This window comes from Hyphomicrobium sp., from assembly GCF_035548195.1.
GTDB lineage: Bacteria > Pseudomonadota > Alphaproteobacteria > Rhizobiales > Hyphomicrobiaceae > Hyphomicrobium_B.
Genome location: NZ_DASZTY010000017.1, coordinates 231,156 through 246,534, shown reverse-complemented (window position 1 = coordinate 246,534; position 15,379 = coordinate 231,156). Strand labels below are relative to the sequence as shown.

General features: G+C 58.6%; 13 protein-coding genes. All 13 read right to left on the bottom strand.

The features are described 5' to 3' along the window. Nucleotides 1-38: 38 nt before the first annotated feature. The 13 genes from VHB22_RS05730 to VHB22_RS05670 all read right to left on the bottom strand — a co-directional run bounded on the left by VHB22_RS05730 (nucleotide 39) and on the right by VHB22_RS05670 (nucleotide 15,361). Nucleotides 39-1,751, bottom strand: a complete 1,713-nt coding sequence (locus tag VHB22_RS05730) for a ribonuclease J (RefSeq protein ID WP_325455995.1) — start codon at nucleotides 1,749-1,751, stop codon at nucleotides 39-41. Beyond that, nucleotides 1,748-2,527: a biotin--[acetyl-CoA-carboxylase] ligase gene (locus VHB22_RS05725; protein WP_325455994.1), complete on the bottom strand. Its 780-nt coding sequence runs from the start codon at nucleotides 2,525-2,527 to the stop codon at nucleotides 1,748-1,750. Before VHB22_RS05725 ends, VHB22_RS05730 begins: the two co-directional genes overlap by 4 nt. Before the next feature lie 7 nt (nucleotides 2,528-2,534). Beyond that, nucleotides 2,535-3,995 carry an NADH-quinone oxidoreductase subunit NuoN gene (nuoN, locus tag VHB22_RS05720; protein WP_325455993.1) on the bottom strand — a complete coding sequence of 487 codons (1,461 nt, stop codon included), beginning with the start codon at nucleotides 3,993-3,995 and terminating at the stop codon, nucleotides 2,535-2,537. 12 nt (nucleotides 3,996-4,007) lie between these two features. Next, nucleotides 4,008-5,495: an NADH-quinone oxidoreductase subunit M gene (locus tag VHB22_RS05715; RefSeq protein ID WP_325455992.1), complete on the bottom strand. Its 1,488-nt coding sequence runs from the start codon at nucleotides 5,493-5,495 to the stop codon at nucleotides 4,008-4,010. Further along, the gene (nuoL, locus tag VHB22_RS05710) at nucleotides 5,492-7,450 is read right to left on the bottom strand and encodes an NADH-quinone oxidoreductase subunit L (protein WP_325455991.1); all 1,959 of its coding nucleotides are present in this window, start codon (nucleotides 7,448-7,450) and stop codon (nucleotides 5,492-5,494) included. Before nuoL ends, VHB22_RS05715 begins: the two co-directional genes overlap by 4 nt. Nucleotides 7,451-7,459: 9 nt before the next feature. Beyond that, nucleotides 7,460-7,768, bottom strand: coding sequence for an NADH-quinone oxidoreductase subunit NuoK (nuoK, locus tag VHB22_RS05705; RefSeq protein WP_325455990.1), 309 nt, complete (start codon nucleotides 7,766-7,768; stop codon nucleotides 7,460-7,462). Then, nucleotides 7,765-8,412 carry an NADH-quinone oxidoreductase subunit J gene (locus VHB22_RS05700; protein ID WP_325455989.1) on the bottom strand — a complete coding sequence of 216 codons (648 nt, stop codon included), beginning with the start codon at nucleotides 8,410-8,412 and terminating at the stop codon, nucleotides 7,765-7,767. The genes nuoK and VHB22_RS05700 overlap by 4 nt, the downstream gene beginning before the upstream one ends. A gap of 52 nt (nucleotides 8,413-8,464) precedes the next feature. Beyond that, on the bottom strand, nucleotides 8,465-8,953 hold the full coding sequence (nuoI, locus tag VHB22_RS05695) for an NADH-quinone oxidoreductase subunit NuoI (protein WP_325455988.1): 489 nt from the start codon (nucleotides 8,951-8,953) through the stop codon (nucleotides 8,465-8,467). After that, nucleotides 8,950-10,020, bottom strand: a complete 1,071-nt coding sequence (nuoH, locus tag VHB22_RS05690) for an NADH-quinone oxidoreductase subunit NuoH (protein ID WP_325455987.1) — start codon at nucleotides 10,018-10,020, stop codon at nucleotides 8,950-8,952. Before nuoH ends, nuoI begins: the two co-directional genes overlap by 4 nt. A gap of 6 nt (nucleotides 10,021-10,026) precedes the next feature. Further along, nucleotides 10,027-12,123, bottom strand: a complete 2,097-nt coding sequence (nuoG, locus tag VHB22_RS05685) for an NADH-quinone oxidoreductase subunit NuoG (protein ID WP_325455986.1) — start codon at nucleotides 12,121-12,123, stop codon at nucleotides 10,027-10,029. A gap of 13 nt (nucleotides 12,124-12,136) precedes the next feature. Then, nucleotides 12,137-13,423: an NADH-quinone oxidoreductase subunit NuoF gene (nuoF, locus tag VHB22_RS05680; RefSeq protein WP_325455985.1), complete on the bottom strand. Its 1,287-nt coding sequence runs from the start codon at nucleotides 13,421-13,423 to the stop codon at nucleotides 12,137-12,139. A gap of 5 nt (nucleotides 13,424-13,428) precedes the next feature. Then, a complete protein-coding gene (nuoE, locus tag VHB22_RS05675) occupies nucleotides 13,429-14,643 on the bottom strand; it encodes an NADH-quinone oxidoreductase subunit NuoE (protein WP_325455984.1) in 1,215 nt (404 codons plus the stop codon). A gap of 265 nt (nucleotides 14,644-14,908) precedes the next feature. After that, nucleotides 14,909-15,361: a hypothetical protein gene (locus VHB22_RS05670; protein ID WP_325455983.1), complete on the bottom strand. Its 453-nt coding sequence runs from the start codon at nucleotides 15,359-15,361 to the stop codon at nucleotides 14,909-14,911. Nucleotides 15,362-15,379: the final 18 nt, after the last annotated feature.

Sequence of the window (15,379 nt, the reverse complement as noted above, 5' to 3'; positions counted from 1 at the left end):
TCCGGCCTGGGAATGAACTCGTGCGGCCGCAATGGCCGTCAGCCCCTAGCTTCCACCACGGAGAGCAGCACTTTGACAACCGGCTTCTTGCCCCAGGCTTCGTTAATGGCCGAGCGGACGGCGCGCTGTACCGCTTCTTGCACCATAGCGGCGTCACTCCGGCGCTTGGGCGGGATCGATCTCAGCGTCCCGTCGATGGCGTCGTAGACGACTTCCCGCATCGCTTCGCCATCGCTGTCGGCAGCCGGAATGCCTTCGAGGACAAGCCCGGGCTCGCTCAGAACCTCGCCGCGCCGCGAGAGAACGAGCGAGACAACCGCAATGCCGACGAAGGACAATTTGCGCCGCGACTTGACCGGCCCCTCGGCATCCGGAACAATCAAATTTCCATCGCGATAAAGTCGCCCGACCGGAGCTTCGTCGATGACGCTCGCGGGCTCTGGCCATAGTTTCAGCATCTCACCGTCGACGATCGTGAGCGTCTCTTTGACACCGCATGCGCGCGCCAGTTTACCGTTCGCTCGGAGATGAAGCGCCTCCCCATGCATCGGCACGGCAATTTTAGGCCTTAGCCACGCATACATATCCTTAAGCTCGTCCCGTCGCGGGTGACCTGTGACGTGCACAAGCGCATCCGCATCGGTGACGATATCGACGCCGAGCCGCGCGAACCCGTTCTGCACGCGTCCGACTGCTTTCTCGTTTCCTGGAATTGTCCGCGATGAAAAGATAATAATGTCGCCCTTGTCGAGCGATATATCTGGATGCTCATCCTCAGCAATGCGCGCGACAGCCGCACGGCTTTCACCCTGGCTGCCGGTGCAAAGCACGACAACTTTATTGCGCGGGACATCCGCAAAGCGCTGCTGGTCGAGATATGTGAAGCTTTCCGGCAGATATCCGGTTTCGATCGCCACCTCGATGATACGATGCAGAGCCCGGCCCGCAACAATCAACGTGCGTCCGGCCTTATGTGCGGCTGCCGCGACTGAGACGATCCGCGCGACATTCGAAGCAAACAGCGTAACCGCCACGCAGCGCGGCGCATCGGCAATAATCTTCGTCAACGTCTTCGCAACATCGGCTTCCGAAGCTGAGCGCCCGTCGCGCATGGCGTTCGTGGAATCGCAGACGATCGCAAGTACGCCTTCGTCGCCGAGTGACTGCAGCTTCGCAACGTCATGCGATTTGCCGACAACCGGTGTTGCGTCAAACTTCCAATCGCCTGTGTGAAAGACAAGACCCGCAGGCGTGCGAATGGCAAGCCCGTTCGGCTCCGGTATCGAGTGCGTCAGCCCAACAAACTCAACGTCGAACGCCCCCGCTTGAAACCGGCCGCCGAGTGGAATGGTCCGGACGGGAAGGCTCTTTCGCTCAGCTTCTCCGAATTTCAGCTTAAGCAACCCGGCCGTAAAGGGCGTTGCAAAAATAGGGCATTCGAGCGAGGGCCAAAGATCGAGAACCGCTCCAATGTGATCTTCGTGTCCATGTGTCAGAACCAATCCGGCAAGATTTTTCCGGTCCGACACGATGTATCTTAGATCCGGCAGGACAACGTCCGCACCCGGCTCCGACTCATGCGGAAACGTGACGCCCAGGTCCACCATCAGCCACGAGCGCGCGTTCGGCGGACCGTAGCCGTAAAGATAGACGTTCATTCCGATCTCACCGAGACCGCCGAGGGCCATGAAGACGAGTTCGTCGCGTTTGTTATTTCCCAGCCGTTGGTTTGGTTTGCCGCGCTCGCTCATGCGTCCCCGTTCTCTACGGCCGAAATGCCAAGCGCCACATCGCCGTGATTGATTTCGCGAATGTCGCCGTCGACGTCCATCAGAAGCGCACCGGAGTCCGAAAGCCCCTGATACCGGCCGGAAATAGGTCCATCCACGGAATTGACCCTGATTCGCTCGCTGATCGGCCCCGCGCGTTCGATCCAGGCTTTCCGGATATCTGAGAACCCCTCGCCGTCACCCCAAACAGCAAGCCAGCGCGAAAACTGATCTGCCAGGGGCGCCAGCAAGCCCTTTGGCGAAAGGGCGGCAGTTGCGGCATGAAGCCGAAGAGCAGTCGCCGAGCCGCCGAGATCCTGGGGCGCAGTTTCTATATTCACGCCGAACCCGATGACCGCGAGAAACCCGGGGCTTCCCCGCGCCGTTGTACTCTCGACGAGAATGCCCCCCATCTTAGCGCCCCCCATCAATACGTCGTTCGGCCATTTGAGGCGAAGTCCGGTGCCATGCGCAAGGTCCGTCAAGGCCCGGACAGCTTCGAAAAGCGCGATTCCAGCGACAAGTGACAATTGTCCCGCCTTTTCGATGGGGGCGCCGCAGCAAAAGGCGAGACTCGCGTGAAGATTTCCCTTTGGTGAAATCCACGTCCGGCCTTGTCGGCCCCGCCCCGCGGTCTGCCGGTCGGCAAGAACCCAGAGAGGCAAATCCTCGCCATTGACGGCTAACCGCATCGCATCGGCGTTCGTCGAGCCGGTTTCCTCAATATGGATAACGCGGGGCGCGCCGGATGCGTCCATTGCTCTGCTAAAGCGTCTGCGGCTGCGCTAATGCGGCAGCTGCGGCGTTGGCCGCATCGACCAGCGTGCCGCCGATGAACGGCAGGAAAAACAAGAGAACGAACACCGCCGAGAGCGCCATGACAGCAAAGGTCTTGCTCTCTCGCGGCAGAAACGCTTCCGCTGACTCGTCGAAGAACATTATCTTCACGATCCGCAAATAGTAAAAGGCGCCAACGACGCTTGTCACCACGCCAATAACCGCCAACGGATATAGCCCGGCTTTGATCGCGGGCAGAAACACGTACCATTTAGCCCAGAATCCGGCCAGCGGCGGAATTCCCGCCAGCGAAAACATCAGGATGGCCATGATCGCCGCAAACGTCAGATCCGTCTTTGCCAGCCCGGCAAGATCGTTGATGTCTTCGACATTGCCGTGCTTGCGGCGCATCGTCAGAACGCAGGCGAACGCACAAAGGGTCATGACGACATAGATCGTCAGGTAAATAAGAACGCCTGCTGTTCCTTCGGTATTGTCGGCCGCGAGCCCGATCAATGCAAATCCGACGTGCCCGATTGACGAGTACGCAAGCAGCCGCTTGATGTTCGTCTGCCCAATAGCAGCAAAGGCGCCGAGCGCCATCGACGCAATTGCAAGGAAGATAACGATCTGCTGCCACTGGGGCGCAATTCCCGGAAGTGCCGCCAACGTGAAACGAAGGATCAGCGCCATTGCAGCAACCTTCGGAGCACCGGCGAAGAATGCCGTCACCGGCGTTGGCGCGCCTTGGTAGACATCCGGCGTCCACATATGGAACGGCACGGCGGAAATCTTAAACGCCAGCCCGACGAGCACGAAAACCAGACCGACCGTCAGTCCGATATTCGCAGCCATCTCCGGCGCCTTAGCAGCAGCCGCAATCCCGGCGTAGCCGGTTACACCCGTTACGCCGTAGATCAACGATGCGCCGTAGAGCAACATCCCGGACGAAAGCGCTCCGAGCACGAAGTATTTCAACCCCGCTTCGCTCGATCGCACGTCATCGCGCTTGAACGCGGCGATAACATAAAGCGCCAGCGAATGCATCTCGAGTCCGAGATAGAGCGCGATCAGATCGTTCGCCGAAACCATCAGCAGCATGCCGAGCGTCGCGATCAGGAATAGCACGGGATATTCGAACAGCATCAACCGTTCGCGGCCGAAATCGTCGAATGTAATGACGAGCGTCAGAGCCGCCGAAACCAGAATAATGACTTTCAGAAACCGGCTAAAAGCATCCGAAATGAACGCGCCATCGAACAGGCTCTGCGTCCCGCTGCCTTCCAGCACCGCGAACGTTGCAAGGACAAGCACGCCGATTGCAAGCCACGAAATGATACGGCCGCTCGCCTCGCCCTTGGGCATGAAGACACCGGCCATCAAGAGAACCATCGCACCGACCGCAAGGATCAGCTCGGGCATTACGGTGTGGAACAGCGTGCTATCCATCGATCAAAATCCCTACGGCACCAGCGCCGCGGCCGACGTCTGCTGCGCCGCCTGATAATTCTGCACCAGATTTTTTACGGACGTCGCCGTCACATCGAGCACCGGTGCCGGATAAACCCCGTAAAAAATCGTTAGCAGAATGAGCGGCGCAAGGATCGCTACCTCGCGCGGTGAAAGGTCCAGAATGCTGCGGAGGTTCGCTTTCTCCAGCGCGCCGAATATGACACGGCGATAGAGATAAAGTGCATAAGCGGCCGACAGAATAACACCAGTCGTGGCCAGGATCGCAACCCAGGTGTTCGCCTTGAACGCAGAGAGCAGCGTCAGGAATTCGCCGATAAAACCGCTTGTGCCCGGCAGACCGACATTGGCCATCGTGAACACCATGAAGGCAAACGCATATTTCGGCATCCGCTCGACGAGCCCACCATAGGCGGCAATCTCGCGCGTGTGCATTCGGTCGTAGATGACGCCGACGCACAGGAACAACGCCGACGATACGAGACCGTGCGACAGCATCTGGAAAATAGCGCCGTCAAGCCCTTGCTGCGATCCCGTAAAAATACCCATCGTGACATAGCCCATGTGCGCGACGGAGGAATACGCAATGAGCTTCTTCATATCCTCCTGCACGAGGGCCACGAGCGACGTGTAGATGATCGCGACAATCGACAGCGTGAAAATAAAGGGAGCAAGATCGGCCGACGCGTTCGGAAACATCGGCAGCGAAAAGCGCAAGAACCCGTAACCGCCCATCTTCAGCAGAATGCCGGCAAGGATGACCGAACCGGCTGTCGGCGCCTCAACGTGAGCATCCGGCAGCCACGTATGCACCGGCCACATCGGCATCTTCACGGCAAACGATGCGAAGAACGCAATCCAAAGCCATTTCTGCATTTCCGGCGGAAACTTTGTCTGCAGAAGAGTTGGAATGTCCGTCGTCCCCGCGTGCCAGTACATCGCCATCATCGCGAGAAGCATCAGCACCGAGCCAAGAAGCGTATAGAGAAAAAACTTGAAGCTCGCATAAACGCGGCGCTTGCCGCCCCAGACACCGATGATGATGAACATCGGGATGAGGCCGCCTTCGAAGAATAGATAGAACAGTACGAGATCAAGCGCGCAGAAAACGCCGAGCATAAGCGTTTCGAGAACCAAGAAGGCTATCATGTATTCCTTGACGCGATCCTGGATGGATACCCAGCTCGCAAGGATACAGAGCGGCATGAGGAACGTCGTCAGAATGATGAACAGCATCGAAATGCCGTCGACGCCGAGCTTATACTTCAGCGGTCCGAGCCAAGCATGCTCCTCGACGAACTGAAATCCGGCCGTTGTCGTGTCGAAGTTCCACCAGACGAGCAACGACACGAAGAATGTGACGAGCGTCGTCCAAAGCGCGATCCACCGCGCATTGCCTTTGGCTTCCGCGTTCTGCGTCGCAATCAGGAGCGCGCCGACGAGCGGCAGAAAAATAATGACGGATAGAAGATTGCTCATTTGAACGCCCCGGCGAAGAGCCCGTTATATGTGAGCCAAGTCAGGATCGCCGCGACGCCGATCAGCATGGCGAAGGCGTAGTGGTAGAGATAGCCCGTCTGAAGCTTGACGACCCTGGCCGTGACGCGCCCTACGCCGGCGGCGGTGCCGTCGATCGCGCCGTCGATAACCGCCCCGTCCCCGCCTTTCCAAAAGAAGCGCCCGATAGCAAACGCCGGACGGACGAAAACAGCGTTGTAGAGTTCGTCGAAATACCACTTGTTCAGCAAGAACAGGTACAGCGGCCGGAACGCGCGGGCTGTAGCAGCCGGAAGCCACGGCATCTGTACGTAGTAGAGCCACGCAATCGCAAAACCGATCAGCATCGCGACGAACGACGACAATCCGACCCACCCCGGAACCTCTTCCATCTTTTCCAGGATATTATTGTCCGCGCCGTAGAAAATCGCACCGTTCCAGAATGCGTGCTGGTTCGAACCGATGAAATAGCTCGTAAACACCAATCCAGCGAAAGCAGCGCCGAGCGATAGCACGGCCAGAGGCACCATCATCGTCGGCGGACTCTCGTGCGCATGATCATAGGTGTGATGATCCGCGCGCGTCTCGCCAAAGAATGTCATGAAGATCAGACGCCACGAATAAAACGCGGTCATCAGCGCGCCTATTACAAGGAGCCAGAACGCATAATTGTTCGGTGTATTCGCAGCGTATGCGGCTTCGATGATGGCATCTTTCGAATAAAAGCCGGATAGACCCGTCAGATGCGGAATGCCGACGCCCGTAATGGCCAAGGTCCCGACCAGCATCGCGGCGAACGTCCACGGGATTTTTGCGCGTAGGCCGCCCATCGCGCGCATATCCTGCTCGTGATGCATCGCATGGATGACCGAGCCCGCGCCAAGGAACAAAAGCGCCTTGAAGAACGCGTGCGTGAAAAGATGAAAGATGCCGGCGCCGTAGGCCCCTACTCCGCAGGCGACGAACATGTAGCCGAGCTGCGAGCAGGTTGAATACGCGATAACGCGCTTGATGTCGTTTTGAACGAGCCCCACGCTCGCCGCGAAGAATGCCGTGATCGCGCCGATCAGCGTCACGAACTTCAAAGCCTCCGGCGCCAGCTCGAAGATAGGCGACAACCGCGCGACCATGAAGACACCCGCAGTCACCATCGTCGCAGCGTGGATCAGCGCGGAAACAGGCGTCGGACCCTCCATCGCATCAGGCAACCAGGTGTGGAGCAGAAACTGCGCCGACTTGCCCATCGCACCCATGAACAAGAGGAGTGACAATGTTGTCAGGATATCGACGTCATACCCTGCGAATAGAAACGTCTTCCCGACAGCACTCGGAGCCGCCGCAAAGATGGCGTCGAAGTTTACGGTGCGGAAGACGTAGAACAGCCCGAAGATACCGAGAGCAAATCCGAAGTCGCCGACACGGTTGACGACGAACGCCTTGATTGCGGCGGCGCATGCCGACGGCTTCTTGTACCAGAATCCGATAAGCAGATAGGACGCGAGGCCGACGCCTTCCCAACCGAAAAACATTTGTACGAGGTTGTCGCTCGTCACCAGCGTGAGCATCGCAAATGTGAAAAGCGACAAATACGCAAAGAAGCGCGGCCGCGAGTCATCATCGTGCATGTAGCCGATGGAATAGAGATGCACGAGAGACGACACCGTCGTCACGACGACAAGCATGACGGCGGTCAGCGTATCGACCTTGAGCGCCCACGACGTATCGAGTTCCCCGGACGCAATCCACCGAAGCAGCGTGATGGTATGCGTCTCATGTCCGAAGGCAACCTGAAAGAAGACGATCCACGACAGTACGGCCGCCAGAAACAGGAGCGCGGTCGTGATAACCTCACTCGGCCGGTCCCCGATGGCGCGCCCGAAAAACCCTGCGATGAGCGCGCTGGCGAGCGGCAGGAGAACGATTGCTGCGTAGATCATGCTCCCCGCCTACCCCTTCATCATGTTGACGTCTTCAACCGCAATCGAACCGCGATTGCGGAAATAGACGACGATGATTGCGAGTCCTATGGCGGCCTCCGCGGCCGCGACCGTCAACACGAATAATGTAAACACCTGTCCGACCAGGTCCCCGTTGAAATGTGAAAACGCAACCAGATTGATGTTCACTGCGAGCAGCATCAACTCGATCGACATCAGAATGACGATGACGTTCTTGCGGTTTAAAAAAATACCGAAGATGCCGAGCGTGAAAAGGCACGCCGCGACCGTTAGATAATGCCCGAGCCCAATGGTCATTCCGCTGCCTCCGGACGTTTCGCGGCTGGAATTTTCGAGCCGCCGCTCGGCACTTTGACAACTTCCAATGCCGTCGTAGGCCCGCGCGCCACCTGTTCCGCGATGGACTGCCGCTTGACGTTTTCACGATGTTTCAGCGTCAGCACGATCGCGCCGATCATCGCAACGAGCAGGATGAGCCCCGCGCTCTGAAAGAAATAGACGTACTTCGTATAAAGGATATCACCGAGCGCTTGGGTGTTTGTAATCCCGGACCCCGACGCCGGCACTGGCGACGCGGCACTGATAGACGGAGCCATAACCAGCCCACGATAGGTGAAAAGCGCGACAAGTTCCGCAAGCACGACGCCACCAACGAGCGCGCCCACCTTCGCGTTACTGATAAATCCGGCCTTCAGCGCAGCGAAATCGACATCGAGCATCATCACGACAAAGAGGAACAAGACCGAAACGGCGCCGACGTACACGATTATCAGCAGCATGGCGATGAATTCAGCGCCAAGCAGGATAAAAAGTCCCGCCGCGTTGAAGAATGCCAGGATCAGGAACAGCACGGCGTGGACAGGATTTCTCGCGAGAATGACCATCGCGCCCGATGCCACCGCCAGCACCGCAAAAAGGTAAAAGAAGCCAGCTTCGGCCATTAGTGTCTCCACCTCTCGCGGGCGGCTCCGACTTCATCTTTGCTCATGCCGGTCACCGATACTTCGCGTCGAGTGCGATGTTCTTCGCAATCTCGCGTTCCCAACGGTCGCCATTCGCAAGCAGACGTTCCTTGTCGTAAAACAGCTCTTCCCGCGTCTCGGTCGCAAATTCGAAATTCGGGCCCTCGACGATGGCGTCTACCGGGCACGCTTCCTGACAAAGACCGCAATAGATGCACTTCGTCATATCGATGTCGTAACGGGTCGTACGCCGGGTACCATCATTACGGCGTGGGCCGGCTTCGATCGTGATCGCCTGCGCCGGGCAGATTGCTTCACAGAGCTTGCAGGCGATGCACCGTTCTTCGCCGTTGGGATAGCGACGCAACGCGTGTTCGCCTCGAAAGCGCGGCGACAGCGGCCCTTTTTCGTAAGGATAATTCAGCGTTTTCTTCGGCGAAAAGAAATAGCGCATCGTCAAAAAGAACGCCGCGACGAATTCGCTAAGAAACAGCGATTTGGTGGCACGCGCCAAATTCATGACAGGAAGCCTCCAAATCTCAGAACCGCTGCCGTTGCAACGACCATGAGCAGCGACAGCGGCAAAAACACCTTCCACCCGAGCCGCATCAACTGGTCGTAGCGATAACGCGGAACGATCGCCTTCGCCATCGCGAACATGAAGAAGACAAGGACGACTTTGATCAGGAACCAGAAGATTCCGGGAACCGCGTTCAGCGGCCAGATATCGACGGGCGGAAGCCACCCGCCGAGAAACAAGATCGTCGTCAGGGCGCACATCGTGGTGATCGAGACGTATTCGCCGAGCATGTAAAGGAGATAGGGCGTAGATGAATACTCGACCATGAAACCCGCCACGAGTTCCGATTCAGCTTCAACCAGGTCGAACGGGGGGCGGTTCGTCTCGGCAAGTGCCGAGACATAGAACATGACGAACACCGGAAAAAGCGTCAGCCAATGCCAATCCAGCAACGAGTTCGTCAGCCCGAGGCGGGTCCCGACGCCGGTGCGCTGTGCGTTGACGATATCGGTCATGTTGAGCGATCCGACGCACAACAGCACGCAGATGATGATGAAGCCAATAGAAACCTCATACGAAACCATCTGCGCCGCCGAGCGCAAACTGCCCATGAACGGATACTTCGAATTCGACGCCCAGCCGCCCATAATGACGCCGTAAACACCGAGAGACGAAATCGCGAGCAAATAAAGAATTCCGACGTTCATGTCGGATATGACCCACCGGCCCCAGCTGTTCTCATTGACCGGGATGACAGCCCATGCCGACAGGGCGCATAGCGACATCGCAAGCGGCGCTAACAGAAATAGGGCCTTGTCCGCACCAGACGGAATGATGGGCTCCTTCAGCACGAATTTCAAAAGGTCGGCGAAGGATTGCAGAAGCCCGAACGGCCCCACGACGTTCGGACCTCGCCGCATCTGCACTGCCGCCCAGACTTTGCGATCCATAAGCAGCAGAAAGGCAATGATGACGAGGAGCACGACAAGCAGCAGCAGGGAAAAGCCGATCAGCGCCAGCAAGTTCCAGCCGTAGTCCGTCATAAATGTTTGCAGCGTATCCAGCATTGCATCCTATTCCGCCGCGGTGAGTTTCTGTTCTGCGCTGCTTCTGAGCGCACTCATGCCAGCCATCACGGCCGATGCCCGAGCAATCGGATTGGTGAGGTAAAAGTCGCCGATTGCCGAACCGAACGGCGTCGCCGTCGTTTGCCCGGACAGCTTTGCGAGCGTCTCAAGACCCGAGACCGCGCGCGTTTCGACCGAATCGACGGCCGCGAGTTGCGGGGCCGCGCGGTACATCGCGGCGCGCAGTTCTTTCAAAGTATTATAAGAAAGAGTTGCATCTGCGCGGGCTGAAAGGGCGCGAATGATCGTCCAGTCTTCCTTCGCACTCCCCGGGGAGAAGGCGGCTTTCATGGTGTGCTGTACGCGGCCCTCCGTGTTGACGTAGGTCGCATGCTTCTCGGTATACGCCGCACCGGGAAGAATAACGTCGGCGCGTTCCGCACCTCGGTCGCCATGGCTGCCCTGATAAACGACAAACGCCGATCCAAGTTTCGAAAGATCGCACTCGTCGGCGCCGAGCAGGTACACGAGCTCCATCCCGCCACCGAGAATCCCAGCAAGGTCTTTGCCGCCCTTGCCCGGCACAAAACCGAGATCGAGCCCCGCGACGCGCCCCGCAGCAGTGTGCAAGACATTGAAGCCGTTCCACGTCGCATCTTTCCCGGATGAGGCCGCCACCACGATACGCGCGGCAAGCGACAGCACTGCAAGTCCATCCGGTCGCGCATAGGCACCTTGACCGACAATCACCATTGGATGCTTGGCATCCTTAAGGGCCTCCGCGAACGGATGCTTTCCGCTTGCGATGTCTGCCAACGTCTCCGGCCCGGCGCCGAGATACCCATGCGGATAAGTGAGATCGACCTTCGCTCCGATCAGCGCGATCTTGATCGACGGATCGGCACGCCAGCGCTTACGGATGCGCGCATTGAGCACCGGCGCTTCAAGTCGCGGATTGGAACCGACGATCAGTATCGCGTCGGCCTGTTCGATTCCCTCGATAGACGAGTTGAACACGTAGCTCGCACGGCCGAGCTTCGGATCGAGCTTGTCACCTGCTTGCCTGCAGTCAAGTGAGACGACGCCGAGATGCCCGAGAAGATCCTTGAGCGCGAACATTTCTTCCGCAGCCGCAAGATCGCCCGCGACGGCGCCGGTCTTATCGGGCTTCGCCGCCTTGATCTTGTCGGCGACAAGACCAAGCGCCTCGTCCCAGCTCGCCGGCTCCAGCCGCCCGTTCCTACGAATGTAGGGTTGGTCGAGACGCTGAATTTTCAACCCATCGGCCACGTGCCGCGTCTTGTCGGAGATCCATTCCTCGTTCACGGCATCGTTGTTGCGCGGCAGGATGCGCATGACGGCACCGCCCCGGGTATCGACCCGGATGGCCGAACCGACGGCATCCATCGCATCGATCGTTTCGGTCGATTCCATTTCCCACGGCCGCGCCGCAAATGCCCAGGGCCGATGGGTCAGCGCGCCAACCGGACAGAGATCGACAGCATTGGCGCTCATTTCCGACATGATGCCGCGCTCAAGATACGTCGTGATCTCCGCATCTTCGCCACGCCCGATCAGGCCAAGCTCTTCGACGCCTGCAACCTCGGTCATGTAGCGAACGCAGCGCGTACAATGGATGCATCGGGTCATGATCGTTTTGATCAACGGCCCGATATATTTCTCTTCAACGGCGCGCTTGTTCTCGTGATAGCGCGACCCGCCCATTCCGAAGGCCATCGCCTGATCCTGCAAATCGCATTCCCCGCCCTGATCGCAGATCGGACAATCGAGCGGGTGGTTGATGAGCAGAAACTCCATCACCCCTTCGCGGGCTTTTTTGACGAGCGGCGAGGTCGTATTGATGACCTTGGGAGAACCATCCTTGTTCGGCGGCAAATCGTTGACCAGCATCGCACACGACGCGACCGGCTTCGGCGAGCCCTGCACTTCGACAAGACACATGCGGCAGTTGCCCGCGATCGAAAGCCGCTCGTGATAACAAAAACGCGGAATAACCGCGCCCGCCATTTCGCAGGCGTGCATCAACGTCGTGCCGTCCTCGACCTCGATTGCCTTGCCGTCGACTATGAGTTGCTTGGCCATGTTGTCCGCCGCCCTACTCCGCCGCCACGGGGGTGTGCTTCGCCTGATAATCATCGATGCGAGCTTCGATGACCGGGCGGAAATTCTTGATAAGACCTTGCACCGGCCACGCCGCCGCGTCACCAAGCGCACAGATGGTGTGACCTTCGACCTGCTTCGTTACATCGAGTAGGAGGTCGATCTCGCGCTTCTCCGCCTGTCCGCGCTCCATACGTTCGAGCACGCGCCACATCCAGCCAGTACCTTCGCGGCATGGCGTGCACTGACCGCAACTTTCATGTTTGTAAAAATATGCGATGCGCCGGATGGCACCGATGATATCCGTCGACTTGTCCATCACAATCACGGCTGCCGTGCCGAGCCCCGAGCCCAGCTTGCTCAGCGCATCGAAATCCATCGTCACTGCTTCGGCCTGCTCCGCGGTGATGCACCGGACAGATGAGCCTCCCGGAATGACCGCCAGCAAATTATCCCAGCCGCCGCGAATGCCGCCGCAGTGCTTGTCGATAAGATCTTTTAGCGGGATGCCCATTTCCTCCTCGACGACGCACGGCCGCTCCACGTGGCCCGAGATCTGAAAGAGCTTCGTCCCAGTGTTGTTGGGTAATCCGAGCGCCGCAAACCAAGTCCCGCCACGACGAAGAATTTCACCGACGACCGCGATGCTTTCGACATTGTTGATCGTCGTCGGTGCGCCATAGAGGCCAACGTTGGCGGGGAACGGAGGCTTGAGACGCGGCTGGCCTTTCTTGCCTTCAAGACTTTCAAGCATCGCCGTTTCTTCGCCGCAGATGTAAGCACCTGCGCCATGATGCACGTAAAGGTCGAAATCCCAGCCGTGGACGTTGTTTTTGCCGATGAGCTTCGCTTCATAAGCTTCATCGATTGCGCGTTGTAGCGCCTCTCGCTCGCGGATGTATTCGCCGCGAACGTAAATGTAGCTCGTGTGCGCACGCATCGCGAACGACGCCAGCAACGCGCCCTCGATGAGTAGATGTGGATCGTGCCGCAGGATCTCGCGATCCTTGCAAGAGCCGGGCTCCGATTCGTCCGCATTGATGACGAGATAGCTAGGGCGCGGATCGGCCTTCGGCATGAACGACCACTTGAGGCCGGTTGGAAAACCCGCGCCGCCACGCCCGCGCAAACCCGATTTCTTCATCTCATCGATGATGTAATCGTGGCCCTTATCGATGAAAAACTTCGTGCCGTCCCACGCGCCACGTTGCACCGCAGCCTTGAGCCACGGCGAATGGAAACCGTAGATGTTGCGAAAAATGCGGTCGCGATCCTTAAGCATGAGAGCTAACCCTTCGGCTTTTCGCCGGCTTTGTTCTCGGGACGCCATCCCTGGCTGAGCTTCTGCGCCTGCTCGATCCACTTGTCGCGAGTGACGCGGCCTTTGAAACCATCGAGCTGGCTCTCGAACCACGCGACATTTTCAGGCGTCCATTGCGCAATCTGATCGAAATGCCAGATGCCGATCGCGTTGAGTTTCTCAACCATCTTGTCCGCGACGCCCCAGATCAACGACAGATCATCGCCTTGGCCGCTGCGGGGCGCGCTCAACAGTTCGGGTTTGACGGCTTGGCGCCCGGCTGCGACAGCCTGATCGCGCAGCATGTCGGCTTTGATCTTATCGAGCTCGCCCGCAGAAAGTGGTTTGCCTCCGCCGCGCGCTTCCAACTCCTTGACGAGTCCGGCATTCGCCATCGCCGCAAGCGCCGCAGGATGCACCGGCGGCGGCGCGCCTATCGCGCCGCCCGGCGAAGATGGAGAACTGCCCTCCGCCACGGCGGCCTTATGCGTCGGAGAAGCGAGGGCGGATGCAGGCGTCGTCTCCTGCGCTTTATCGCCCGCCTCGGCTGTCTCTTCGAACCGCTTCTTCCAAGCGCCGATCGTCGAACCGTCATAAAGCGTTTCGTCGGTGAGCGTGGTAGGTCCTGTAACAGGACAAGATGCCTTGCGTCCAATTTGAGAGCCCCACTTGAGCTCGCGACCGGCAAGGAATCCATCAAGAATCTTTTCGAACTGTTCGGGCGTTAGATCCTCGAACGTATCTTTTCCAACCTGTACGACCGGAGCATTCGCACAGACGCCAATGCACTCGACCTCTTCCCACGATAACGTACCATCCTCGCTCGGCGCATGCGGGTGCTCATTGATGCGGCGCTGACACACGCTGACGATATCGCGTGACCCACGCAGCATGCACGGCGTCGTGCCGCAGACCTGAAAGTGCGCCTTCGATCCAATCGGCGACAGTTGAAACATCGTATAAAATGTCGCGATCTCCATGCCTCTTATATAGGCCATGTCGAGAAGATCGCAGACCGAACGGATGGCGGGCTCCGGCAGCCATCCGCCGGACTGTTCCTGCGCACGCCATAGCAACGGAAGCACCGCCGACGCCTGCTTGCCAGGCGGATATTTCGCAATCGTCGCGCGCGCCCAGGCGAGATTTTCCGCCGTGAAAGCAAATTCAGCAGGTTGATCGGGATGCACTCGGCGAACAGCCATCAAGGGCTCCTGAAACGTCAGTCTTGGGGCGCCGAAGGAAACGCGAGCACGTCAGGTGGATGGAACTCGGCTCGCCTCGCCCCATGCCGACTCTCAAATCGACATTACCCCTCCAGCGCCAACACGGTCCAGTACGCGCAAGATGACGATGACGCAAGGATTTGCAGATGCTTCCAAAGCACGAAGTATTCGTGACAAGCAGCAATCAGGTGCGACGAAAAGCGCGACCAACCGCAACCTGTGTCCAATTTTCGATCAAATCGATTTACGGCCGCGTATCATGCGCCGTCGGGCTGGAGATGATGCCAGACGTCTTCCGCTGCAAAGTCTCGCCGGGCTTTTCATAAACCCATCGGCCGTGAGCGAAACCGAGCCAACCGATCAGCAATAGAAACGTCGCGATCGGAGCGAGGATCAGCGATACTTGCGACCCGACGCGCAAGAAGCCGGTCCAGAGGCCGGCAAATACCAGACCGAGCGCAATAATAACCCAGCCGCCATCCTCTGCGCCGCGTGCCGTGGCAAAGATCAGACCGGCAAACAAGCCCGCGAGCCCGATAAGTACCGGGACGAACGGAGCTTCGGCCTGTAGCGCGCCCATCGGCCAGCCCCGGGAACGGGCGAAAAGCCGATATGTGGCAAGGCTCAATCCCCATCCCAGCGCCGCGACGGCCAGCAGAAATAGGTTATCGACGATGGGAGCGGCTCCATAGATCATACGTCACCTGCGGGGAAA